Genomic DNA, 25,817 nt, shown 5'->3' on the forward strand with positions numbered 1-25,817 from the left:
TTTGTCAAAAAATTTAGGTAAGAATTGCTCGATCATTGGTCATTTGAACACCACGAATTCTCTTAAACTCCTGCAAAAGGCTTTCAATGGTCAGCTGCTTCTTTTTCTCCTCATCTACTTCTAAAATAATCTGTCCATTATCCATCATAATCAGACGGTTTCCAAGGTCTATGGCTTGTTGCATATTATGGGTAACCATCATCGTAGTTAGCTTATACTGATCAACAATTTCTCTAGTTAAAGTAGTGATGAGCTCTGCTCTTGAAGGGTCAAGAGCAGCAGTGTGTTCATCCAGTAACAAAATCGAAGGCTCTGTATATGTCGCCATTAGGAGAGACAGTGCTTGCCGTTCACCTCCGGATAATAGACCCACCTTTGCATTTAAGCGGTTCTCCAGCCCAAGATGGAGAGACTCTAATACTTCACGAAAATAGTCTCGTCTCTTTTTAGTTACTCCCCTTCGAAGTGTTCTTGTTTTATTTCTAGAATAAGCCATCGCAAGATTTTCTTCGATTGTCATACTTGGTGCTGTCCCTGCCATTGGGTCTTGAAATACACGACCAATCATTTTTGAACGCTTAAATTCAGATGTATAGGTTACATTTTTCCCACCGATCTGAATTTCTCCAATATCCGGAACGAGGACGCCAGAGATGATATTCATCAAAGTTGATTTTCCGGCTCCATTGCTTCCAATAACCGTCACAAAATCACCATGATTTAAAGATAAATTCACATTGTTAAGGGCCACTTTTTCATCAGGTGTCCCTTCATTAAATATTTTATGAATCTGATTTAATTGCAGCATGGGTCTCACCCTTTCTTTCGATGGAGGCATCAAAGGTCAGTACCTTTTCTCTTATTCTCTTAGCCTTTCGCTTTTTTTCCTTTGATCTTTCTATTATTATTGGCACAGTTAAGGCGAGAACAACCATAATCGCTGTGATTAATTTCAAATCACCCGGCTTTAAAAACTCTATTCTTAAGGCTAGTGTCACAACAATACGATAGACAATCGATCCTCCGATAACTGCAAGTGTAGTCCGCCGAATTGTTTTCGTTCCAAACAATGCCTCACCGATAATGACGGAGGCAAGGCCAATAATGATCATCCCTATTCCCATTCCAATATCGGCAAAACCAGATTCTTGGGCTATTAACGCTCCGGAAAATGCAACTAAAGCGTTAGATAAGCCTAGTCCGAGAATGATAAGTAGATTTGTATTGGCCGACAAACTACGAATCATACGTTTATTATCGCCAATAGCTCTAATTGCCAGGCCAACTTCTGTGAGCAAAAACAAGTCCGTTATCCATTTAATGACAAAGGTTACAACAATCATAGAGATAAGGATTCCCCACGTATCCGGCAGGCTATCTCCCAAACCAATGCTCGTTAAAATCCGATTTAAAAAAGCGTCAGCGCCGGTTTTTTCAAATACGGCGGAAATTTTCGTAAAAGCAGTATCCGTATTTAAGAGAGGAATATTGGACTTACCCATAATTCTAAGATTAATGGAATATAAAGCAATCATCATTAATATTCCGGAAAGCAAATTATTAATTTTCCCTATCGTGTGAAGAATTCCCGTTAAACAGCCTGCTGCAAATCCAGCAAAGAGTGCTGCCAAAGTTGCAATAAATGGATTAGCACCTCCTGCGATTAAAACAGCGGAAATAGCTGCTCCGGTTACAAAGCTACCATCTACAGTTAGATCGGGAAAATCCAAAATACGAAATGAAAGATAGACACCAAGTGCCATAATCGCATAGATGATACCTGCTTCAAAAGATCCAAATATGGCTGTAAACATAGTAATCGTCCTTTCTATTGGTTTGGTGTAATAAAAGTAAGTCAATCCTTGAACACTTTATTTATGTATGAAACAAGGAGTCGGCCCAAATAAGGCCGCCTCCTAAAAGGATCATATATTGTTATTTCCCGTCATAAAATTCCCCAAGCTTTTTCCATTCATCTTTAACTTTTAAGCCTTGTGCTTCAGCTGCTTTTGTATTGATAACTAGCTTCAAGTTTTTAGGTAATTCAACTGGAATTTGATTTGGCTTCTTTTTACCAGTTAAAATATCAACAGCCATCAATCCAGATTGGTAGCCGATATCATAATAATTAAACCCGCTTGCAGCCACTGCCCCTTTTTTCATGGAATCAAGCTCCCCGACGAAAAGGGGAATTTTTTTACTGTTCGCAACTCCAATAACAGACTCCAGGGCAGAAACAACGGTATTATCTGTTGGGATATAAATGGCATCCACCCGGCCTACTAGCGATTCGGCAGCTTGCTTGACTTCTGCAGAAGTTGAAACAGATACCTCTGTTAGCTTTGCTCCTTTCGCTTCTACCAACTTTTTAACCTCTTTTATCTGGACGACGGAATTCTGTTCACCGGAATTATAAATGACCCCAATTTTAGATGCTTTCACTTCATCAGTAATAAAATTTATGGTCTTTTTCGTTGCATCTGGATGATTATCGGTCGTACCAGTAATGTTTTTTCCAGGTTGATCAAACGCTTTTACAAGCCCTGCTCCAACAGGATCTGTAACTGAGGTAAAGACAATCGGTATTTCTTTTGTGGCATTTAATGCAGAGGTAGCGCTCGGCGTGGCGTTGGCAAATATTAAATCTACCTTATCGCCTACAAAAGTTTGGGCAATAGTTTGAGCATTGTCCATCTTTGTTTGGGCATTCTTCTCATCGTATGTAACCTTGAGGCCTTTATCCTTTAATGCCTGTTTAAATCCCTGTGTCGCTGCATCCAAAGAAGGATGTTCGGCAAATTGAGAAATCCCAATTTTATACTCTTTGTCCGCTCCATCTTTTTTCGCACTTCCCGACGTATCTTTACTTCCACAGCCTGCAATTAGAAGCAAGCCAGCAAACAGAGCAAAGAACGATCGAATATGTTTCTTCATCAATTTGACCTCCTAAAAATTTAATTTTCTAAAAATTTAACATATTTTAAAAATTATTCTAGTCTTTATTTCCTTTAAAATCAATAGAAACTTAAAAATATTTTTTTGCTTTAAAGCGACACAAAGCAATTAGATTCAACGGAATGAATCACAACAACTATTATTTAAGAAAAGTATGTGTTAAAGGTCATTGTTGATTTTTGAAACTATGTTGATTGGAGCAGAAGGCGCGAGATCCTCGAAAATGCTATCGTATTTCCTTCGTGCGGTGTAGATTCATAGTTGCTGATTCAACGTCCAGCGGGAGTACGTGGCAGGGGAGACCCCACAGGCGCTAGCGCTGAGGAGGCTCCCCGGATCGATCGCCCGCGGAAAGCGAAGCGCCTGAAGCGCAAATCAACAGGCAAGTTTAACACAGCCTAAAAAAATAAGCCCTCTACAAATGCAGAAGGCTCAATGGAATAGATTGTATAGGTTGAGTTCAAAGGATGAACATTACCAATCACGTGTACGATCAAGTAGTTGGTCAATCTCAATTACTAGTAATTTATGACTGTTCTTTTCAGATGTTAGATCTAAAGTAGTTTCTAATAACTTGTCGATGTCAATCATATTGGTGATCATATCTAACCTCCAAAATAGTTTTTGAATTAATATTCTTACTAAACGATTCGAATTTCCTATCTATTTTTAGGGGTATTTTAATAAAAAACAAATTCTATTGAGTACTAGCATTATCATAACTAAAAAATCCAGTCACGGTATTGTGACTGGATTTTCATATAAATATCTAGTTAATTCCATTGCTTCATTTTGTTGATGACTTTGTTTTTTAAGCTTGTTAAGAACGTAGCTTCACCATTTAAAATTTTTTGCTTATTCCATTCATTAAAGCTTGCGACGATAATAAGTATAAATCCGACTATTAATAAGTAGCACCACCAAGGCATATTTCCCCAATAAGGTCTCGTCTGTAAAAAGACATTAAGCAAAAGTACCCCACACCCAATAAAGAAATATGATTTTGTTTGCCAATACATTCCTGACAACATTTGATATTAATGCCAGTGTGCCTAATATGATAGCATCATAAATATTTGAACTTACTAACCCATCTTGAATTAACAGCATAGAGACGACGAGAAGTACTCCCCATTCGAGTGGTTTTGTCACCTTTGTATACATTCCTTTGAATTTCAGTCGGATAAAAACGACCAAAGCAATCCAAGGAAGGACAAGTACTTCCCGCTCCCATATTGCGGGCACGTTTAATTTACCTATTACTGAATAGTAAGGTTGTAATAAATAGACACCGCTAAGGATAACGACAAAAACTGAAAATTTTGCTGGAACACGGTTTCTTTGCAGCCACACGGTGGCGGCGATAAGTAATCCCGGCAATGCGAGGGTCCAAACCTGCTGATTGTCAAAATAATACATGAGTAAGTAGAATAAGTAAGAAATAACTGTATAAGCATCCACTTTTACTTCTTGAAGTTTTTTGCTGCTTACCACAAGCTTATTATATACTATCTGTCCTATTAAAGTTGAAAGAATCCCCAAACCCCCTGACCATAGCATTTTTTCAAAGCTGTCCATTCCGCTATATACGAAAAATTCAACTGTAGCAAAAAATGTAAAGAAAAGTGGAACAATCGCCAATAAATCCCATTTCAATAGATGTAAATAAACTAGCAATGCCATCGAATAAATTATTGCAATTAAATAAGGACTCCATCCAAATGGATAAGTAATCAGAGTAATTACTATTCCAAACAAGGAAAATGGGACAAGATAATAAGCTGTCCTCTCTTTAATCTTTTGATTAGCAAAAATCCAGAAAAGAAGGATAGAAGCACTTGTAATAGGAAATTCGTAACGACTGAAATCTTGAGCGTCTAAATAATCAATCCCAGTTGTAAAAACAAATAATAGTGAAGTAAAGCTTCCATATAAAAATAGTTTTAATTTCCATTCCTTCGCTTCCTGCAATGCGCTGAATCCATAGACAAAGACAGCTAACAGAAAGCTAAAAAAGGAGTCAGTGTGAAAGGCAAACAAAGTATATAAGAGAGCAAAAGGGTATATGCCATTTCCAAGCCAAGCAAATGAGCTTAAAAGATTAGTATCTTTTATCCGAAATAGATATCCAATGAATAGCAGAAGTACTGCACTACTCGAGGGAATAAATGAATCAATAGTATGGATAAATGGATATTTATCTAAAATGGCATGGATGATTGAGAAATATGCCAAAAGAGTGGTAAAACTGATAAGATAGGCAAACCATTTTGAACCATGTGTTCTATATAAAAGAGTATACATTCCAATTCCAAATAATAAAACAAAAGGCTGTAGCCATAATTGATAAATGGGATTTACTAAAGCAAGGGCTATCCCTATCGAGTATAAGATTTGTGAAATATAAAAAGAGGTTCTCTCTAATTCATTTTTTTTAAACTGCTTCCAGCCAATTCTCGACAAAAAGACAAGAAGGGCACCTGCTACAAAATTGATGGTATTTCCATATTGTTCATCGTAGGTAGGAAAATTAGCATTCACCTCTTCTCCAAATGCTACAATCCCCAGTCCAAGAGAGATGGGAAGAATCCATTTAGCTGATTCTTGAAGGTTCCGCCTCTCTTCCTTAATATTCATGAAATAAGAAATTACTGCGACGAGCATAAGCATTGTTCCCAGCTCCCACCAGTAAAGGAGACCGAATGCTGTAATAATTGCAACTGTCATTATTGCTGCTCCTATGTCTCTGGAGCTAGTTCGAATGATTTTCAAATACTTTGTCTGAGTAACAATTCCAACCACAATATATAAGGTGAAACCCGTAATAAATAATGTAAAAGAAAAATGAATAACTTCAAAAGGTTTACCAATCAATGCTGTTCCTTCATAAATTGCAGACGCTATAAATGCAGAGCTTAAATATGAAAATAACCGTTTTGGATCGCTATAAGCTAAATAAAGAAAATTTATCGCCATAATCAGATAAGCTATCATCAGAACAATAGAGGGAGTTCCAAAGTGGAGAAAAATCCCTTCAAGACTAATATAAATAAAAGCACAACCTGATATAACAGCACTAGTATAGTGAAATGCTTTATCAAGAGAGAAATCCTGTTTCATCCATTTTGGAACAAATGCGATACCAAATCCCATGATGGCATAAACAATCGCTCCAATGGAGGTTAATGCTGAATGTTCAATCAACTGGTAGGCTCCATACACAATCATGATACTAAAAACAAAATGATACTCTTTTCTGCCAGTTACATAAATCATCGACAAATAAATTATGGCCGTTAAAAGGAGGTTAAAGCTATAGAGAACTTGGTTATCATATAAAAAAATCATGAATAATGTACTAAGCACGATATTGACTTGTATGAATGGGACAAACTCATGAGTAAACAGCTTTAAGGAGTCATTATTTTTGACTCGATGGTAAATAAAAATGAAGAGAATATTGAAAATCATAAGACCTAAATAGAAGAAATCTATTTTCAAGTAGAAGCTTGCCAAAAAGAAAGCCACTCCAGCCGAAACAGCTGTAAAGGTAAACCAAACGAATAATCTGGATGCCAAATGTTTTGATAAATGGACATAGACCGTTGCAGAAAGGAAACTTCCTATTATCCCGAGAATAAAATGGCCTTTACCAGATATGGACAAATACGGCCCTAAAAGACCATACCACCCGAGGGAAAGGATAAAAATAGGCAAAAATAAACTTCCTAAAACGTTAAAAGCAAAAGCGGTCTTTTCTATATGAAGTACTTTTTTTGTTATTAAGGCAAGTACGTAAAATAATAAAGCTACTATTGCAATAAACCCGCTTTTCATCATGCTTGTCAGCGATTCCCAATTGCTCGTTGCAACAAACAATCCACCAATTAATAAAAAAATTACCCCTATATTTAATGACCAAGTAATATTTCTTTCACGAACCTCTTCCATTGTTAACGTCTTTTTAACCTTTTTCGGTTTTGTAACAACAGAATTTAAATTGTTTACTTTTTTCTCTACTGGAAGGAGCGGGCCACAAGACTCTTTATACTTTAAATCCAAATGATATTGGTGATGTGCTTTAGCTACCTCTTCTACGACTGCTTCAGATAAGTATCCTTCCGTTTCTAGCATGAAAAGCACTTGATTAAAGATTTTTTTTCTCACTTCCCTCATGTTTTTCTCCATAAATTCACCCCTTAATTTACCATCTGTTTTAAAAAAATTACACAACCTTAATTTACCATCTTGGTGTAATTTTACACTATTTATAAAAATTTTCAATATCAAGAACAACCTTTTTTGAATTAAAAATTTACTGCTGTACTTTTGTCCATACAATAAGACATCTTTTCTCATACATTACAGTATGAAGAAAAAGGAGGTGATAGGTGATGAGTGGCGGAACAGGACATGGTTTTGCGTTAATTGTTGTGTTGTTTATTCTGTTGATCATTGTAGGGACAGCCTTTATGGGTGGTTACTACTATTAAGCTCCACCCTACTCCCTATTAGGTTTCGTAGGCCAATTTATTGGTTACGTAAAGCCAAAAAAGCTGTGCTCAAAGACTCATGAGCACAGCTTTTCTTTTTAATTTATTAAGGTGTTTTTGTTCCTTTTTTTCCTTTTGGTCCAAGATATTGATATTTATTTGGATCAATCGGTGTAAATCCTGCAGGTTTGTAGAAACGCAATAAATCTTTATTAACAACCTTATCAGACATTTGAAGTTCAGTTTTTACTTTACTATCAATTCCTTGACAAGCTGTATTATTGGCTAAAGCTTGACCTGTTTTTGTATCATAACATTTTTCATTAATTTGCGTTACAGTTGGAGATTCAAAATCACCATCTCTGAATAATGCCCAGTCGCGATTATCTTTTGATAATAAATCCGAGCCAAATTCAATGTAATCCTTCGTATCAATGCCTAATAAATGTAGAAGAGTTGGACGAACATCAACTTCTCCCCCATACTGATGCTGTACGCCGCCCTTCACCCCAGGGACGTGGATAAAGAGTGGTACACGTTGTAATCCTGCATTTATGGTTGGAGTGATTTCAGGAACGCCCAAAACTTTTGCCATTGCAGTATTATGGTTTTCAGAAAGTCCATAATGGTCGCCGTATAATACGATAACGGTATTATCATATAAACCATCTGCTTTTAAATCGTTAAAGAATTGCTCTAATGCTTGGTCCATATAATGGGCTGATTGGAAGTAATCATTAACCACTGTGTCTCCAAAATCACCTGGAGGGAAATCAGTGTCCTGTGGATCCATTTCAAATGGGAAATGGTTCGATAAGGTTATAAACTTTGTATAGAACGGCTGCTTTAAGCTTTCTAGCATTGGCATAGATTCTTTAAAATATGGCTTGTCTTTCATCCCATAATTCTTTTTATTTTGGTCTGACATGTCATAGTATTCTGCATCAAAGAACTGATCGTATCCAAGAGCTTTATACATCACATTTCGATTCCAGAATGTTTTGTAGTTTCCGTGGAATACAGCAGAGTTATAGCCGTAGCCCTTTAAAATAGCAGGTGTTGCTTGATAGGTGTTTTGCGCTTTGTTAATAAAGACGGCACCCTGATTTAATGGATATAAAGAGTTTTCCATTAAAAATTCGGCATCAGATGTCTTCCCCTGTCCTGTTTGGTGGAAGAAATTATCAAAGTAAAAGGTGTTGCCATCATGTGCTAATGAATTCAAAAATGGTGTAACTTCCTGTCCATTTGGCATCTTGTAGTCAATCATAAAGTTTTGGAATGATTCCAGTGATACATAAATCACGTTCATCCCTTTTGCTTTACCAAAATATTCAGGATTTGGTGCTGCATAATTCGCTTTTCGATAGTTTTCAACATCGGTAATTTCGCTACTATCGGCAAAGGCACGTTCGCTTGAAGATTGAATATTTTGAATGATGTCGTAAATGGTAAAGTTATATGCACCTAAGTATTTAACTAAATAATTTCGGTCAAATGAGCGTGATAATAATTCTGGACGATCTTTTTCTGCTAATCCTAGATTAAACAGAAAAACAGTTATAGAAAACAATAAAACAATTTTATAAGATTTTCTATTTTGAAGAACGACCTTTTTAAATACTGTTAAAGCAAGGATAATTATGATTATTAAATCAGAAAAGTAAAAAATATCTGTCGGATGCATTAATGATATTACACTGGTACCAAGTTGCCCAGAATTTTGCTTCGCTTCCATGATTGTAGGTAAAGTAATGAAATCAGTAAAAAAGCGATAATATACAATATTTGCATACAACAAAAAAGACAATAGGAAATTGACGATGATCAACACTAATTTAAAGTGCTTTTTAAAAAGTAATGCAATTCCCAAAAAGAATAAACCGGAGCTTAACGGGTTTATGAATAATAGAAATTTCTGTAAGTTATTGTCAATTCCAAGTTTGAATTCAATTTGATATGCTATATATGTTTTAATCCAAAATAATACTACGGCAATAGCAAAGAAAGTAATATAACTTTTATTTAACGATTTAGGTAGTCTAAGTTTATTCATTTTAATTCTCCCCTCACTTACCATTTTGCTCCGGTAAACGAACCTCAATTACTATAACATATTTTCTCTAAAAATAAAAACATATTTAATCCCATTTTATGTTGACTATAGGCACTAAATTTTTCTTCTAGTTTCGACATTTCCATCAAAATTCAACTTATTTCACAAGATAAAGTGAAACTTCCATCAGTGGGGTTTTCTTCATCCCCACTGATGGTTAGTTGAACCAATCGGGCATTTACGGGCAGTTTTCTCACCTTTCTTCTTCACTTCTATCTCAATCTTGAGGAGTGGATCTTACTGCCCGTTAATGCGGGATAATTTTAGTACTAATAATGAGACTATATGTACCATTTTATCTATATATCCATAGAAATTGGACATGACTATTTTTCAACTTCAAATATATAAGACGGATGGAAATGCTTTTTGTTTCACCAATTAATATTTTTTCTTCATATAATATAGGGCTTTTTTAATGTACTTTTCATTACCTTTAATTGATTATTATGTAATCATAAACCTGAAGCAACCAAGATGCAATATGAATTTAGTTTTATCTTGAAAAGAGTTTGTCATAGCATCGTGTCATTGAATATTTGTTACATGTAGGCGAATACTAGAAAAAAACTGAATACAAGGAGATTCATATGCCTAGAATCAGACCTGAATTTACTAAAAGTCCTTATTTCGTTGAAGAGCCTGGTAATTGGCATTTAAAGACCGGAGCCCCAAAAGAATTACAAATTGAATTTGAAAATTTCATGGACAGTTTAAAGGATCCTGAAGAAGCAGGTACAATTAACGGGATCGACATTGATTATCCTTATTCTAGATAGTGGTTTAAAACATAATAAGGAAGGAATCCTGGTGTTATTCCCTCCTTTTTTTAAATGTTTTTTTGAAGATTGGATAGGAATAAAAGTAAATATCCAATATTCGTATGATTAATGCTGCCAAAAATAATTTCATCCCTGTTTCTCCTATTATATATAGAAGAAAGCGGGAACACCCCAGTAATCAGCTTGAATAAAAAACCATGATTTTTCAAAAAATAATTTCGACAAACATATGAGGAGTGAAAAAATGGAAGCAAAACGAGTAAAACAAATTTTGTCCTCTGCTGCTGATATTGAAGTGAAATATAATGGGGTATCTGTATGGATTGACCAATTAAATGAAGACGGACGAACTGCAACTGTCCATTTACGCGGACCGTTGGAGGAAAGATCAACTGTAGAAATAAATGAACTTATTGAAGGATAAATCGAATTTTTTAAGATACTAGTAGAGGCAGGATTTTATCCTGCCTCTATACCATATCTTCATTTTCTTTTTCTACATCTCCAGGTCGTGGCTGATCTTGCTGAACAATACTTTCCAGAATCTCTCTATTTGAGTTACTGGCATCTTTCCCTGCTCCAGGTGCGATACTCGCCATTGGCAGTTGTTCAAGTTCTTTCCCTCTTGGCATATTCCTCACTCCTTTAATGTATGTCATTTATAGTCTTCTTAATCGTACTGAAAACGATTCCTTGGAAAATATTGAGAGCCAGTTTAGATATCTTCCTAATGATGTTTATCATTAATCAGCGGTTTACCATCATCCAATTTTTGAAAACCTCTCAAGATCTTTGTTTTCTCCGATTACGACTAGTACATCACCTTGGACAATTCTTTGATCCGGTGAAGGAGTAATATTGATTTCATTGTCATTCCGAATCGCAATGACACTTAAGTTGTATTTTGCTCTAAAATCAATTTCTCGCAATGTTTTATTTACCATCTTAGAAGGTATTTTTACTTCCTCAACACTGTGATCTTTAGAAATCTCTATAAAATTTAAAACATTGGGAGAAAGAAGGTGATGAGCGACGCGAATTCCCATATCCCTCTCAGGATATACGACCCAATCCGCCCCCACTTTTCTCAAAACCTGACCATGAAGTTTATTTATAGCCTTGGCAATCACATTTTTAACCCCAAGTTCTTTCACAAGTAAAACGCTAAGGATACTAGCTTGAATATCACTGCCTATGGCAACAACTACCGTATCAAAATTCCGAATACCAATCGCTTTCAATGCCTCGGCGTCAGTAGAATCTGCAATTACAGAATGGGTGACGTATGGATGGGACTCCTCTACTCTCTCCTCATTCATATCTACACCCAATACTTCTTGCCCAGATTCAAACAATTTGGCTGCAATACTTATTCCGAATCTACCTAAACCAATTACTGCATATTGATTTGCCATTTTTTAAGATCCTCCTAGATGTAAATAACTACCCAATCATAATTTTACCTTTCGGATATCGGAAAGCATCAGGGTTCCTTCTTATTGTTACCGCAAAAGCGATTGTTAATGGGCCTACCCTGCCAGCAAACATCGTAAAAATTATAAGCCCTTTACCTAAATTAGACAGATCTGGAGTTATACCCATTGACAGCCCTACAGTACCAAATGCCGAGGTCGTTTCAAATAAAAGCGAAAGAAAGTCTTTCCCAGGCTCTGTTATAGTTAATAGCATCGTCATGATTATGACAAGAAATAATCCACTTAAGGTGACGGTCAATGCCTTGTAAATAGTTTCATAGCCAATTCGTTGTCTATAAAAAACTACATCCTCTTTTCCGCGAATTTGTGACCACACCGCTCCTAAAAGGGTCGCAAAGGTTGTGGTTTTAATACCACCTCCAGTTGAACCGGGGGATGCACCGACAAACATTAAAAATACGATTAAAAATAATGAAGATTGGGTCATATCTCCGATACTTATTGTGTTTGCTCCTGCTGTTCTAGCGGTGACTGATTGAAATAATGCCCCAAGAACCTTTCCCAAAAAAGACAATGGTTTCAATGTTTTTTCATTTGAATATTCTAGTACAAAGATACCGATCGTCCCTGCTAACAACAGAATCGCACTCGTTACAAGGACAACCTTAGTATGTAATGATAGTCGTTTGGAGATTCGATATTCAAACAGTTCATTCATAACAATAAAGCCGATCCCACCTAACGTAATTAACGAACAAATTGTCAAAACAACAGTTGGGTCATCAACATAACCGGTTAAGCTTTTGAAATTGCCAATGATATCAAAACCAGCATTATTAAAATTAGAAATGGAGTGAAATATTCCATAATAAATGGCTTTTCCAATTGGCATATCAAAAGAAAAACGGATCGATAAAATGACTGCTCCAGTCAGCTCAATAACACCGGTAAAAATTAAAATCCGCTTCGCTAATCTCACAATTCCTTCCATCGATAAGTTATTTAGTGATTCTTGAAGCAGGATTCTTTCTTTTAAAGAAATCCTTTTTCCTAATAAGAAGGCAAAAAGAGTCGCAAATGTCATAAAACCAAGTCCGCCAATTTGTATGAGAGACAATATAACCAATTGTCCAAAAATCGTAAAGGTTGTTCCGGTATCCACAACCACCAACCCTGTTACACATGTTGCAGAGGTCGCCGTAAAAAGAGCATTAAGAAAGGTTAATCCTTTTCCATTGACAGTAGAAATTGGCATCGTTAATAAAAAGGCTCCAATTAGAATGATTGTGGCAAACCCTAGTACCAGAGTTTTTGGCGGATCTAAAAAAAATTTTTTTCTTTCCATTGTTTTCTCCCTTACCAATAATATTGTCTATAATAAATACCTTACGTAAATATATATGGTTGAAATAACGATTGATAAAATCATTAGCGGAAAGCCTATAAACAAGTATTTTTTGAATGATATATGATGCCCTTCCTTAGATGCAAGACCAGCGACAACTAAATTTGCACTTGCGCCAATAAGTGTACCATTGCCCCCTAAACAGGCCCCAAGAGAAAGACTCCACCAAAGCGGGTCCAAATTTGTAATCCCTAATTTCCCCAATTCCTTTATCATAGGAATCATAGTTGCGACAAATGGGATATTATCAACGAATGCAGAAATAATCGCACTCATCCATAGTACAAGGATCGTGGTTGCTTTTAATTCTCCACCTGTGATTGAAATAGCTTTCTTTGCCAGGTCCGCAATTAACCCTGTTTCCACTAAGCCGCCAACAATCACAAATAATCCCAGAAAAAAGAAAAGGGTAGTCCATTCTATTTTTTCTAGTACAGTTACTAGATATTTGTCTCCTGTTAGCAACAGCAAAATAAATGCACCAATTAAGGCGATTGTTGCCGTTTCTATATGTAAAAACTGATGAGTAAAAAAGCCCACTAATACCAGGGCAATAACAAAAATACATTTAGCAAGTAGGTCCCTATCATTTAATTCTAGTTTCGCATTTTTAGTTAACAAATGGTTTTTTAGATCCGGTGGTGAATATAATTGTTTTTTATAAATTAGGGTAAACAACAAGATAGTGATTGCTAATATGATGAAATTAATCAATGCTAGATTATTAATAAATGCCGTAAAGGTTAATTCTTTCACTGCACTTCCAATCATCAAATTTGGCGGGTCTCCGATCATAGTTGCAGTCCCTCCAATATTCGAAGCGAATATTTCTGACATTAAAAATGGGATCGGATTGACCTTTAATTGCTTTGTAATACTGATCGTAACGGGTACGACAAGTAACACGGTCGTGACATTATCCAAAAAGGCAGATGCCGTGGCAGTGAATAAACTAAGGACCATTAAGATCCTAACTGGTTCACCCTTAACCTTTTGAGCTAAACAAATGGCAATAAACTCAAAAATCCCTGTTTGCGCGGTGATACCAACGATAATCATCATGCCTACCAAGAGACCAATCGTATTAAAGTCAATGAAATGGATGGCAAGTTTTTGATCCAGTACACCAAATGCAATCATTAATAATCCGCCGAGCATCGCAATAGTGGTACGGTGAATTTTTTCCGATATGATAAGTGCATATGTAACTAAAAAGATAATCAAGGCGATTAACGCATGTGTTCCCATTTTTTCACTCTTCTCCTATGAATCATTCTTATCTATTAATCTTGTTCAAATTTGAAAAAAGAAATAGGAAATATCACCATCACCCTGGAATTTATTTTTTTGAAATTTTATTAGAAAGTTTCATTCTTAATAGTTAATTATAAAAAACAGTTTTATATTTCACAAAGAAAATTTTACCATACTTTGATTTTTTAATTAAAATTATTTTTATGGGATATTTACGAATGAGTATTTTTATTATAGGCTCTGTTAAACTGGCATGTTGATTTCCGCTTCAGGCAATCGCTTTCCGCGGGCGTTCCGGGGAGCCTCCTCGGCGCTTAAGCGCCTGTGGGGTCTCCCCTGCCCCGTACTCCCGCAGGACGTTGAATCATCATCCTTGAATCAACTCCGCACGAAGGAAATGCGATAGCATTTTCGAGGATCGAGTGCCTTCCGCCCCAATCAACATAGTGGCAAAATCAACAATGGGCTTTAACATATCCTAATCATAAAAAATCAGTATTGTTGCAAATACATAAAAAACCCGCCTGAGCACACACAGGCGGGTTTTATTTTAATTTAAGATCGTTACTTTTAATTGTTTCTTTCCAAAGTTAAGAGCTGCTTGCTCTGTAGGCATAAACACATCAATTCGGTTTCCTTTTATGGCACCGCCTGTATCTCCGGCAATGGCTTCACCATAGCCTTCAACATACACTTTGCTTCCGAGTGGTATTATGGATGGATCCACTGAGATGACCTTTGTATTTGGATTATCTTTAAGATTGATTCCCGTGGCAGTTCGTCCTGAGCAACCTTTACATCCTGCGGTATAAGCAGTTGCCATAACGGTAATTTCCTTTGTAGGAGCTTTACTTGTCGAAGTCACAGTTTGTGATTGACTTGTTTCGCTTCCTACTGATCTTGGTGCAGCTGCTTGAGGAGCGCTATTCGATTGAACTTGCGATGTGGATGTTGCTTTTTCAGCTTGTACCTGCCTTGCAGAATTTTCTTCACTCGGATTTGTAAGACCCTCATAGATTACTAGATCTAGTCCAGGATGAATCAAGGCGGATGTCAACTGATTCCATTCCATTAATTGTTCAACAGTTACATGAAATCTTTGTGCAATATTCCATAATGTATCATCTTGTTTTACTATATAATTCTGTTGCGTTGCGATTTTCAAGACTTGCCCAGGGTGAATAAGGTTTGTCGTAAGTTGATTCCAGTTTTTTACATTTTCTACAGATGTGTTATGTACCTGTGCAATGTTCCAAAGGGTGTCACCTTTTTTTACTGTTAATTCTTCTGCGTGTGCATTAGCGCCTACAGTTCCTGAGAGTACAGCAACTGCTATGAGTGTTTTCAATTTACTTAACATTTTTTTCCTCCCATGTTCTTCGTAGCTAACACGGATTATCTTATCATGGATTTTCCAAATAAAAAGAACAGGGAGATGTTAATTCATTTACATACATGGCAATTATATTACAATAACATTTCTAACGAACTGAGTATTTTCACCTATTTCACTATTATAGTAATAAAAAAGAGGAGGTTCCAAAAGAGTCTGACCCCTCGCTTAATTCTCAATATATAGTCGTTTATGTAGCAAAGTTTAACTATAATATTGCAGAAGGAGGGGTCTGCCACTTTATTTTTGCACATCCGCTTTTATACTTTAGAAATAGCAACTGCGCAAGCTTTGTATTCTGCTGTGCCCGAAATTGGGTCATATTCATTAAGTGTAAGCATATTGGTCGGGGTTTCACTCCAGTGGAAGCTCATAAATACGAGTCCTGGTACTACTTGCTCAGTAATTTTTGCTTTAACCAACAGTTCTCCCCTTCGTGAACGAACCTGAACCACTTCACCATCTGCTATTCCAAGCACGGTAGCATCATCAGGATGGATATCAACTGTTTCTTCTGTCTGCTTTATTTTTACCCCGGCAGCGTAATGACGCGTTTGCGAATGGGTATTATATGACTCGTACCGTCTGCCTGTCGTAAGGGTAAAAGGATATTCTTTATCAGGAAGCTCAAGTGGTGGTGTAAATTCCACAGGTACAAAAGGTGATTTTTTCTTTTGCTCTTCCTGCTTATGATACCTTTCATGCATAACAAACGTCCCTGGATGATTGACGTCAGGACATGGATAGTGAAGACTATACATATGTTCAAGTCTTTCATAAGAGATCCCACCATACATTTCCCATGCTATCCTTCTAACTTCATCCCAAATTTCCTGACTGTTGTTATAGTGCATAGAATAGCCCATCATATCCGCTATTTCACAAAGGATTACCCAATCCTCCTTTGTATTTGGGTCGGCTTCTACTGCTTTTCGAACCCTTTGAATCCGTCGGTCAGTATTGGTATATGTTCCTTCAACCTCACCCCAAGAGCGTGCAGGTAAAACGACATCAGCAAGTTCTGCAGTATCCGTTAAGAAAATATCTTGAACAATTAAAAGATCTAATTTTTCAAAGATTTTCTTCGTATGATTCATATGAACATCAGCAAGGAGAGGATTTTCCCCGATTACATAAAGAGCTTTTAATTCTCCGGCCTCAAGCCTATCAAAAGTCCTTGTTTGTGTGTCCCCGGCTTGCGGATTTAATTTAACCTTCCATTCCTTTTCATAGCGCTCTCTGTATTCATCATTAGCAATACTCATCGCTCCAGCCAATTGGTTAGGAAGACACCCCATATCCCCTGCACCTTGGACATTATTTTGCCCCCGAAGCGGCATAATTCCTGAGCCTTCTTTACCGATATTTCCTGTTAATAACGCTAAATTAGCAATATCGAACACATTATTTACACCACAGTGATGTTCAGTAATTCCTAGTGTATAGGCAATCATCGAACCGTTTGAACATGCGTACTCTCTTGCTGTTGCTACAATATCCTCTGGAGTCAAGCCGGTGATTTCAGCGGCATATTCTGGAGTATATGGTTCTACATTCTTTTCGAGCATCTCAAAATCGATTGTAAATTTCTCGATAAAATCAGAGTTATATAGCCTTTCTTTCAGAATAACACGGATTAGAGCATTTATAAGAGCTATATCAGTGCCGACATTAATTTGTAGGTGTCGGTGGGCTATTTTAGTCATGTCAATGCTTCTCGGATCAACAACAATTACCTTAAGCCCGGATTTCGCACACTTTTTAATACGATTGGCAATAATTGGATGAGCTTCAGTTGTGTTTGAGCCCATCAGCAATAAGACCTCTGCTTTATCGAAATCTTCAAGTGTGTTTGTAGGGAAACCGCTTCCAAAAACAGTTGCCAGACCGGCAACACTTGGAGCGTGTCAAGTTCGGTTACAGCCGTCAATATTGTTACTGCCAATAACCGTCCTCATAAATTTTTGCGTAATATAGTTTGATTCATTCGTTGTTCTCGCACAGGCAAACATCGAGATAGCATTCGGTCCCCATAATGACTTGATTGCTGATAATTTCTGTGAAATAAACTGATAGGCCTCTTCCCAAGTTGTTTCTACTAATTCTCCTGCTTTCCTAATAAGCGGAGTTGTTAAGCGATTTTTTGCATGGACATATTCATAGGCAAAAGCACCCTTCACACATGTTTGCCCTTTGTTTACAGGCGCATCCTTGTCACCGCGAATTTTCTTAATTTTGTTATCCTGGACTTCCACAATTAAACCGCAGCCAGTACCACAATAACCACAAATTGTTTTCACCAAATTGGCTCCACCCATTGCCATTCCCTCCCTCAAAAAAACATTAAAGCATTTATATTCATATTAATCTATTCAGTACTTTTATAGTGTTATTTTTTGTGAAATTTTTGACAATTTTACGAAAGAAAAAACGGAAGAAACGATTCTCCCGTTTGTTAAGCAGTTTTAGCCGGTAATAAAATATTGAAGGTTGTGCCTTTGTTTGGTTCACTTTCGACAAATACCTTACCGTTATGACTTTCAATGATTTTGAAACTAACCATTAATCCTAAGCCATTTCCATTCTTCTTTGTTGTATAAAAAGGTTCCCCTAATTTTTGTAATTTTTCTTTTGGAATTCCAACTCCGGTATCCTGAATGGAGATTTGCACTGTATGATCGTGTATAGTCGTTTCAACATACAAGTCGCCGCCATTTGGCATCGCTTCAATGCCATTTTTTATGAAATTCAAAAATACTTGTTTGAGTCTATTTTCATCACACTCAATTTGAATAATTTCCTCTTCACAAGCAAAGGACAAGCGGACATTTTTCTTTCTCGCTTCAAACTCAAGCAATGAAACAACATTTTTGATCACGGGAACAATATTTTTTTCTTCTAATTCGACAGCTTTTGGTTTGGCTAAAACCATAAAATCCTCGACGATTGTATTCACACGTTCGATCTCATCTAGAATAATATTTAAAAACTCCAAACGTTCCGGATCTTTTTCATCTAACTGCAGAAATTCTGCATATCCTTTCATAGATGTAAGCGGATTGCGGATCTCATGTGCAACACCGGCAGCCAATTGTCCAACGGCGGCAAGCTTATCCTGACGATGGAGAACCTCTTCCGTTTTCTTTTTCTCGGTAATATCATTTCGAATGGCAAGATACTGATATGGCTTTCCATGTTCATTTAAAAAGGGAACAATTGTTGTATCCACCCAATAATAAGTGCCATCCTTTGCTTTATTTTTAATTTCGCCTTTCCAGACGATTCCTTCGCCAATGGACTTCCAAAGATTTTTAAAAAATTCCTTTGAGTGATAACCAGAATTTAAAATTCGATGATCCTGCCCAATAATTTCATCTCGGCTATATTTTGAAATCTCGCAGAATTTGTCATTCACACTAGTAATATTTCCCTTTGCATCTGTAAAGGCAACGATAGAGGATTGATCAAGGGCAAATTTAATATCTGTAATCTCTTTAATTCTTTCGCTCAAATGCTCTTGAGCTCTTTTACGATCGGAGATATCTGTCCGAATCGATACATACTGATATGGTTTTCCTTTCTCATTTAAAAAGGGAACAATGGTCGTATCCACCCAATACAAAGTACCATCTTTGGCACGATTGCAAATTTCGCCCTTCCAAACCATCCCTTCTCCAATCGTTTTCCACATTTCTTTAAAAAATTGTTTCGAGTGATGACCAGAATTTAATATTCGATGATCCTGCCCAATTAATTCTTCACGACTGTATTTCGATATTTCACAGAATTTATCATTGGCAACCTCTATCCTTCCCTTTTCATCGGTTATTGCCACTATTGACGATTGATTGAGTGCAAAGGTTATATCGCGAACTTCCTTAATAGAGTCAAATAAATCCTGTTCAGCTTGCTTACGTTGTGAAATATCGGAACGGATGGCAATGTATTGAAACGGTTTTCCTTTTTGATTTAAGAACGGGACAATGGTTGTATCAACCCAATAAAATGAACCGTCCTTGGCTTTGTTACGAATTTCGCCTCTCCAAATCTGTCCTCTACTAATCGTTTCCCACAAGTCCTGGAAAAACTCTTTAGAATGGTAGCCTGAATTTAAGATGCGATGATTTTTCCCGATGATTTCTTCATTTTTATACTTTGAAATTTCTTCAAATTTATCGTTTACGTACAAAATTATCCCATGTTTGTCAGTGATTGCCACGATCGCCGATGCATCAAGCGCAGCTTTAATATCACGTAAATTTGTATCTGTTACCGCAAGCTGCTTGCTAATAAGTGCACTAGAGGCAATTAAGCCACCAATAATTAAGATTGAAACAAATAATACCATATAAATAACGAACATGTTTTCATTATTAGAAGCTTGTAGAACTTGTTGGTTTGTCATTACAGTAGTTGATCTTTGTAAAAGAAATTGGCCTTCAGCAATCGCTCCTGACATGACAAATGAACTAATTGGCTTAAGCCAACCTTGATTCCCTAGTAAATAGCTTTTTGAAGAAAAAAGAATCCACAAAGAAAATAAAAAAGATCCAAAAATTAATAAACTAGAAAATATAAACAAAGGGATATTATAATGACTCGTTAAATTCAAAGCATAAACGCTAATAATATGAATAGCGATAACTGCAAGGGTTAAAAAAAGACTGCTAATGAACAAATAAAGAAATGGGATGTTTTTTCCAGTTAAAAAAATGAATCCAATACCTGCAAATGCGATTCCAATAGATATAGATAAAATCGTAAGTGGTATTTGATAGTTTGCAAACCGGTTTATATCAGAGGAAATAAGTCCTATGAAATTCATGAACCAAATACCAATTCCCATGGATAAAGTTCCGCCCAAAAATAATAGCCGTTTATTTTTTTCTGAAGACCTTATTAGTGTTAACATATCCAATGTAGTATAGGAAGCCATGATTGTTAAACCAATGGCTATAATAATAAAATAAGGATGAAAATGTACCAGCACATCAGCCATTACTTTGCATCCCTCCTTTCCCCGTTGTTTTCTACTATGATTGTAATGGAAACCATTTAGTTAGTGAAGTACTATTTAGTTAAAAAGTATAATTCCCTTTTATTTTACCTGTAATTATTCAATTAGTAATGCGGAATATATAATTACCCATGATAAATGTATCTTTTTTTAAAAAAAAATATTTTTTTTTATTAAAAGTCTACACAAAAATCTTTTTTTTGTTTATACTGTACTACAACAGAACAAGAAATAATAAACTGTATTAAAAAAGGAGGAATGGTTTTATGTTAATGAGTCCGGTTGAATTTTATCGTAATTTGCCTAAAAAGGAATGCCCAGAATGTGGGCAGCATATGGAGGAGCAAGCAGAAAGCTATATGATGGAATGTGAGCGCTGCTTAGCAAAGAAAGAAGAATGAATCGGTACTCTCCATGCAAATGGAGAGTTTTTCCTTGTTCTAGGCATAATAAAGTTTATTATGTGAAACATTTATTACAAGGAGATGAATGATGATGACGAAAAAAGAGGATTACTTAACGACGGCACCGAAAGAAGCGCAAATAACTATTCAAAATGGAGCGATTTTCCCCAATCTAAAGAATGTTGCTGGTGATTCGGTAGATGAACATAAATTCCTTGAAGAAGCAAATACCATTATTACTGGTGATGAAATCCGTCAGCAGAATGAGAATTTATAGAATAAGAAAAGCGGAAGCGCCTTGGTCAGGGGCGACAGGCATAAGACGAGCCGGCTTGAAGGTTGGTTTTTAACCTTCATGACGGATTGGCTTATGACCCCGAGCCCCTAGGCGCTGGAGCTAGACAATAAGAAAAGACTGTCTGTTTTGAATGACAGTCTTTTCTTATTCTATATTTTTGGAAGTTCTCTTACTCCTTGAATCATTTCATTCCCACACATTGGACAAAGTAAATCAGCTGTGACAAATTCCTTTCTCATCCAACCAATACACGATTCATCGATACATGAATAGATTTCTGTATCCACCAAGATATTTTCAATTTCCTCATCTTTAGCTCTTTTACCAAAAAACATGGGAAACGCCTCCTTTGCCCTTAGTATGCACCAATACCTCCGTTTTCTTTCAGTAATGAATTAAGTAAGGAGTGAACACAGAACTACGAGTAACACAACCCTAATAATCAATAATTATATCATCGTTATGGCCCTTATTTAGAATTTTGCTTTTCTTACGATTTTCTTTTGTGTGAAAAATAATATCGAAATCATAATCATCTGGATATAATTCGCTTGCAGGAATATATAGGGTCAATCTTTTGTGATTGATCTCGATCTTTTCCCCTTTTATTTGCACAACATAGTTCCCCTGCTTGTTTGGACCACTATAAATGATTCCAAACTCATCGGTGGTTGAAATCTTGACATTATCTCCTTGACGAAACAAAGGGATCTGAACTACTTGATTAGCAGGCTTCTTACGATTTTGATATTTGTTAACAATAATCTGTTTTTCTAATTCTTTTATTTTCCCTGGATCTGATTCATTCCTGGAATATTGCTTTTCTTCCTTATAGGTAATAGCGTGTGCACGCTCGATAATTTTTGGATGGATTCCAAGCTTAAGCGCAATTGCAAATGCCTGGCTTTCCCCTCCCCTTCCTATCAATAAACGATAAGTGGGCGATAATGTCTCCAAATTAAATCCCATTGATCCATTCATGAAGCCTGGATGCTCCTCAGCAAACTCTTTAATTTCACTATAATGAGTTGTTGCAAGGATGGAAGCTCCTTTTTCATAAAGCTTTTCTAAAATCGCTGTGGCAAGACCCATTCCTTCCCCCGGATCCGTTCCTGAACCAAGCTCATCTAATAGGACTAATGTTCTGTAAGAAGTTTCCTTTAAAATATCAATGATATTCACAATTCTTGAACTAAATGTACTTAAATTTTCAGTAATACTTTGCCCATCACCAATATCGACGAGTATATTTTGGAAGATACAAAGATTACTCCCCTCCCCTGCAGGTATTAAAAGTCCATATTGAACCATAAGTGTGAGAAGCCCGACTGTCTTAATGGTAACAGTTTTCCCTCCAGTATTAGGGCCTGTTATTACTAGAGCATTCTGTTCACTTGAAAGTGTAAGTGATAATGGAACAGCTTTACTTCCAAGAAGAGGGTGCCTCGCTTTCAATAGCCTAATTTCGGCATCTTCATTAATATCAACCTTAACCGCATGTATAGCACGACAGTACTTTGCTTTTGCAAATAAGAAATCATAATGTACCATCGTTTCAATCGCTAACCGAAGTGCTTGCTCTTTCGATTCAATTAAACCCGTTAAATATTGAAGAATCTTTTGTACCTCTACTTCTTCATCAGCCTTAAACCAAGTTATTTCATCCTGAAAAAATGAGATTTCTTCAGGTTCAATAAAAAGGGTTGAACCTGATGCTGAAGTATCGAGCACCATCCCTTTTATTTTGTTTCGATATTCTTTTTTGATTGGAATCACATATCTGCCATTTCGTTGACTGATTACATTTTCCTGAATATAGGTTTTATATTTGTTTGAGCGGATAAGCTGCATCGCTTTTTCTTTCAGGCGTTCCTCGAGAATAGAAATTTGCTTTCTAATCTTCAAAAGCTCTTTACTAGCATAATCATCTACTTTGCCATTTCGTATGCAGCGGGTAATTTCACTTACCAGTTCAGGTAATGCATCAATTGCATCAACATAAGAAGAAACTCTCGGTGCAAATAAATGTTTATCTTTCATAAATCTACGCATTTTCCCACAGGAATCTAAGAAATCAAGCAGTTTGGACAACTGTTCTGGGCGGATCACAATTCCTTTATTAAATTGATTCAATAGATGTTCCATTCCATCAAGACCATGAACAGGAACACTTGAGCTTTTTTTCAAAATATCGACTGCCTCAGCAACTTCATCAAGCCATGATTCAATTTGCTTCCTATTAGTTGAAGGGACCATGGTTACTATTTTCTCCCGTCCTTCCTTCGTTAGTGCGCAGGCAGATATTTGCTCTTTTATTTGTTCAAATTCTAAAATATTAAAAGTATGTTTATTCATTTTATTTCCTCCTTTTAAAATAAAGGCTGTGTTAAAGGTCATTGTTGATTTTTGAAACTATGTTGATTGGAGCGGAAGGCGCGAGATCCTCGAAAATGCTATCGCATTTCCTTCGTGCGGTGTTGATTCAAGGATGCTGATTCAACGTCCTGCGGGAGTACGGGACAGGGGAGACCCCTCAGGCGCTAAGCGCCGAGGAGGCTCCCCGGAACGCCCGCGGAAAGCGAAGCGCCTGGAGCGCAAATCAACAGGCAAGTTTAACACTGCCAAAATAAAAAGCCGCAATGAACAATGTCATTGCGGCAAAATAACGAGAATTTGTTTCCCTCATATTCATACAAAATTCCAAATTAAAAGCTGCCTACACGGATGTACACAGCAACATTGGTAAAAAGATGTATGCTTATATATGCCCATTGTTCTTAACTTCATTCCGAATCCAGTCTTAAGAAACCTAGGTCATCTGAAAATTTACCTAAGACGAATTGGTATGAACATATCCAATTGTTTGGATTAGTTAAGAACGACACCTAACATAAAACATACTCCTTTATAAATTCGATTTATTCTTTCAAATTATACAACAAATGTAAATATTAATCAATTATGGAATTTAAAAAATTAAAATTATGATATCTATCTTCATTTGCTTATCATTTTTTTGTTCACAAATTATCTATATCTTTTTTAAAAAAACTTCTTTATCTTATAAATGGGGGGGATGCTATTTGAAAAGGATTTATCTTATTTGCAGTCTAGCAGTGTTTCTTGGTATTGCTGCTGGGATCTCTTACTTTCTTATACGGGATGCAAATGAAAAAATACCGTCAGATATTACTCTAATAAATCAAAATGGTGATCAATATAATTTTGGTAAGGATAAAACGAAACTAAAGCTTGTTGAATTTATCTATACCCATTGTCCTGATATATGTCCTACTACGACACAAAAGATGTCTGAATTAAAAAAGGATTTAGAGAAAGCGGGGGTATTTGGAAAGGATATTGAGTTTGTTACCATTACAATTGACCCCTATAATGATACTCCTGAAATTTTAAAAGGATACATGAATGGCTTTGGAATTAAAAATGATGGTCACTGGGTGTTTTTAACCGGTGACAAACAAAATATAAAAACGGACCAAGGTAAAATCGGAAAGGTAGCATCTGCCTTACAATTTCAATACAAGGACCCTGGAAATGGCCAATTTATTCATTCTACCTTCACCTACCTAGTCGATCAAAACAACAAATTTATTGCTAAATTTCCGATGGGTGAAAACTTCAACCAAAAAGATGCTTACGACAAAATCATGGATAAGTTAAAATAAGAACAAAAAGCGCAAGCGCCTTTGTCAGCCCCGATATAGGGAGACTTGGCACTGATAAGTGCCTTAGTCTCCCTTAATGCGTAGAAGCCGGTAGCCTTCTGTAGACAAGCATAAGACGAGCCGCCTTGAAGGTTGCTTTTTAACCTTCATGACGGATTGGCTTAGACCAGAGAGGGGCTAGGCGCTCTGTCGAAAAACTCACGTTTTTCGGCGTGCGAGGTATCGCTTCCGAAGCATACTCTTATGGAGCTGGATTCAGCAAACTTAATCAAAGTTATCCACTCCTAAATAAATCTATAAATTCCTAGACAATAAAAAAAGCGGTTAATCAAAAAGATTAATCGCTTTTTATTACCTGCTAATTCACCGATGAAGGCTTCCTAATTTGCTGTAACGATAAAAGGTAATTGGACTTTGGTTTAGTTAGACTCGCTTTAATACCTGCCTTTTTTAACTTGTTAACGAGTTCAGAAATCTGCTTTTTAGCCACACTTTTCACCTTCTTTAGATACTTCCTACTTAAAACCAATTCTACAACAAAATTATGAATAAAGTGTGAAAACACAAAAAAATTTTTA

At 36.4% G+C, this 25,817-nt stretch carries 20 protein-coding genes; 6 read left to right on the top strand and 14 right to left on the bottom strand.

Annotated features, from left to right (window positions below; all coding sequences use genetic code 11):
* Positions 1 to 13 precede the first annotated feature (13 nt).
* From BN1082_RS18070 to BN1082_RS18090, 4 genes are all read right to left on the bottom strand, one after another.
* On the bottom strand, positions 14 to 808 hold the full coding sequence (locus BN1082_RS18070; RefSeq protein WP_090636695.1) for an ABC transporter ATP-binding protein: 795 nt from the start codon (positions 806 to 808) through the stop codon (positions 14 to 16).
* The gene (locus tag BN1082_RS18075; RefSeq protein ID WP_090636697.1) at positions 783 to 1,814 is read right to left on the bottom strand and encodes an ABC transporter permease; all 1,032 of its coding nucleotides are present in this window, start codon (positions 1,812 to 1,814) and stop codon (positions 783 to 785) included. The genes BN1082_RS18070 and BN1082_RS18075 overlap by 26 nt, the downstream gene beginning before the upstream one ends.
* Positions 1,815 to 1,935: 121 nt before the next feature.
* A complete protein-coding gene (locus tag BN1082_RS18080) occupies positions 1,936 to 2,934 on the bottom strand; it encodes an ABC transporter substrate-binding protein (RefSeq protein ID WP_090636699.1) in 999 nt (332 codons plus the stop codon).
* A gap of 984 nt (positions 2,935 to 3,918) precedes the next feature.
* Positions 3,919 to 7,143 carry a hypothetical protein gene (locus BN1082_RS18090; protein WP_090636705.1) on the bottom strand — a complete coding sequence of 1,075 codons (3,225 nt, stop codon included), beginning with the start codon at positions 7,141 to 7,143 and terminating at the stop codon, positions 3,919 to 3,921.
* 206 nt (positions 7,144 to 7,349) lie between these two features.
* Between BN1082_RS18090 and BN1082_RS18095 the strand changes: the two genes are divergently transcribed.
* Positions 7,350 to 7,448: a YjcZ family sporulation protein gene (locus BN1082_RS18095; RefSeq protein WP_090636708.1), complete on the top strand. Its 99-nt coding sequence runs from the start codon at positions 7,350 to 7,352 to the stop codon at positions 7,446 to 7,448.
* A gap of 106 nt (positions 7,449 to 7,554) precedes the next feature.
* Here BN1082_RS18095 and ltaS read toward each other — a convergent pair whose 3' ends face one another.
* Positions 7,555 to 9,504, bottom strand: coding sequence for a lipoteichoic acid synthase (ltaS, locus tag BN1082_RS18100; protein ID WP_090636710.1), 1,950 nt, complete (start codon positions 9,502 to 9,504; stop codon positions 7,555 to 7,557).
* A gap of 650 nt (positions 9,505 to 10,154) precedes the next feature.
* Here ltaS and BN1082_RS18105 point away from each other — a divergent pair.
* Together BN1082_RS18105 and BN1082_RS18110 are read left to right on the top strand one after the other, a co-directional pair.
* Positions 10,155 to 10,343 (top strand): hypothetical protein, encoded by a 189-nt coding sequence (locus BN1082_RS18105; protein ID WP_090636713.1) that lies wholly within the window; start codon positions 10,155 to 10,157, stop codon positions 10,341 to 10,343.
* A 247-nt stretch (positions 10,344 to 10,590) separates the two neighbouring features.
* A complete protein-coding gene (locus BN1082_RS18110) occupies positions 10,591 to 10,770 on the top strand; it encodes an H-type small acid-soluble spore protein (protein ID WP_090636716.1) in 180 nt (59 codons plus the stop codon).
* A 46-nt stretch (positions 10,771 to 10,816) separates the two neighbouring features.
* Here the strand turns inward: BN1082_RS18110 and BN1082_RS27730 are convergent, their stop codons facing one another.
* The 7 genes from BN1082_RS27730 to BN1082_RS18145 all read right to left on the bottom strand — a co-directional run bounded on the left by BN1082_RS27730 (position 10,817) and on the right by BN1082_RS18145 (position 20,833).
* The gene (locus BN1082_RS27730; RefSeq protein WP_176699864.1) at positions 10,817 to 10,978 is read right to left on the bottom strand and encodes a hypothetical protein; all 162 of its coding nucleotides are present in this window, start codon (positions 10,976 to 10,978) and stop codon (positions 10,817 to 10,819) included.
* Positions 10,979 to 11,107: 129 nt separating this feature from the next.
* The gene (locus BN1082_RS18115) at positions 11,108 to 11,761 is read right to left on the bottom strand and encodes a potassium channel family protein (RefSeq protein WP_090636718.1); all 654 of its coding nucleotides are present in this window, start codon (positions 11,759 to 11,761) and stop codon (positions 11,108 to 11,110) included.
* A 28-nt stretch (positions 11,762 to 11,789) separates the two neighbouring features.
* Positions 11,790 to 13,127 (bottom strand): TrkH family potassium uptake protein, encoded by a 1,338-nt coding sequence (locus tag BN1082_RS18120; RefSeq protein ID WP_090636721.1) that lies wholly within the window; start codon positions 13,125 to 13,127, stop codon positions 11,790 to 11,792.
* Between the two features lie 27 nt (positions 13,128 to 13,154).
* A complete protein-coding gene (locus BN1082_RS18125) occupies positions 13,155 to 14,435 on the bottom strand; it encodes an ArsB/NhaD family transporter (protein WP_090636723.1) in 1,281 nt (426 codons plus the stop codon).
* 556 nt (positions 14,436 to 14,991) lie between these two features.
* The gene (locus BN1082_RS18130) at positions 14,992 to 15,801 is read right to left on the bottom strand and encodes a 3D domain-containing protein (RefSeq protein WP_090636725.1); all 810 of its coding nucleotides are present in this window, start codon (positions 15,799 to 15,801) and stop codon (positions 14,992 to 14,994) included.
* A gap of 293 nt (positions 15,802 to 16,094) precedes the next feature.
* The gene (gene fdhF, locus BN1082_RS18135) at positions 16,095 to 18,158 is read right to left on the bottom strand and encodes a formate dehydrogenase subunit alpha (protein ID WP_342666663.1); all 2,064 of its coding nucleotides are present in this window, start codon (positions 18,156 to 18,158) and stop codon (positions 16,095 to 16,097) included.
* A 131-nt stretch (positions 18,159 to 18,289) separates the two neighbouring features.
* A complete protein-coding gene (locus BN1082_RS18145) occupies positions 18,290 to 20,833 on the bottom strand; it encodes a PAS domain S-box protein (RefSeq protein ID WP_090636732.1) in 2,544 nt (847 codons plus the stop codon).
* 284 nt (positions 20,834 to 21,117) lie between these two features.
* Between BN1082_RS18145 and yhfH the strand changes: the two genes are divergently transcribed.
* Entirely contained in the window at positions 21,118 to 21,252 is a 135-nt protein-coding gene (gene yhfH, locus BN1082_RS18150) for a protein YhfH (RefSeq protein ID WP_090636734.1), read from the top strand.
* A gap of 91 nt (positions 21,253 to 21,343) precedes the next feature.
* A complete protein-coding gene (locus BN1082_RS18155) occupies positions 21,344 to 21,532 on the top strand; it encodes a hypothetical protein (protein ID WP_425412176.1) in 189 nt (62 codons plus the stop codon).
* 170 nt (positions 21,533 to 21,702) lie between these two features.
* On the opposite strand, the gene BN1082_RS18160 is transcribed toward BN1082_RS18155, so the two are convergent.
* Together BN1082_RS18160 and BN1082_RS18165 are read right to left on the bottom strand one after the other, a co-directional pair.
* Positions 21,703 to 21,888, bottom strand: coding sequence for a cold-inducible protein YdjO-related protein (locus tag BN1082_RS18160; RefSeq protein ID WP_090636736.1), 186 nt, complete (start codon positions 21,886 to 21,888; stop codon positions 21,703 to 21,705).
* A gap of 100 nt (positions 21,889 to 21,988) precedes the next feature.
* On the bottom strand, positions 21,989 to 23,908 hold the full coding sequence (locus tag BN1082_RS18165; protein WP_090636738.1) for an endonuclease MutS2: 1,920 nt from the start codon (positions 23,906 to 23,908) through the stop codon (positions 21,989 to 21,991).
* Positions 23,909 to 24,636: 728 nt separating this feature from the next.
* On the opposite strand from BN1082_RS18165, the gene BN1082_RS18170 reads away from it, so the two are divergent.
* Positions 24,637 to 25,239: an SCO family protein gene (locus tag BN1082_RS18170; protein ID WP_090636740.1), complete on the top strand. Its 603-nt coding sequence runs from the start codon at positions 24,637 to 24,639 to the stop codon at positions 25,237 to 25,239.
* Positions 25,240 to 25,817: the final 578 nt, after the last annotated feature.

The organism is Neobacillus massiliamazoniensis (assembly GCF_001048695.1).
Taxonomy (GTDB): Bacteria; Bacillota; Bacilli; order Bacillales; family Cytobacillaceae; genus Neobacillus; species Neobacillus massiliamazoniensis.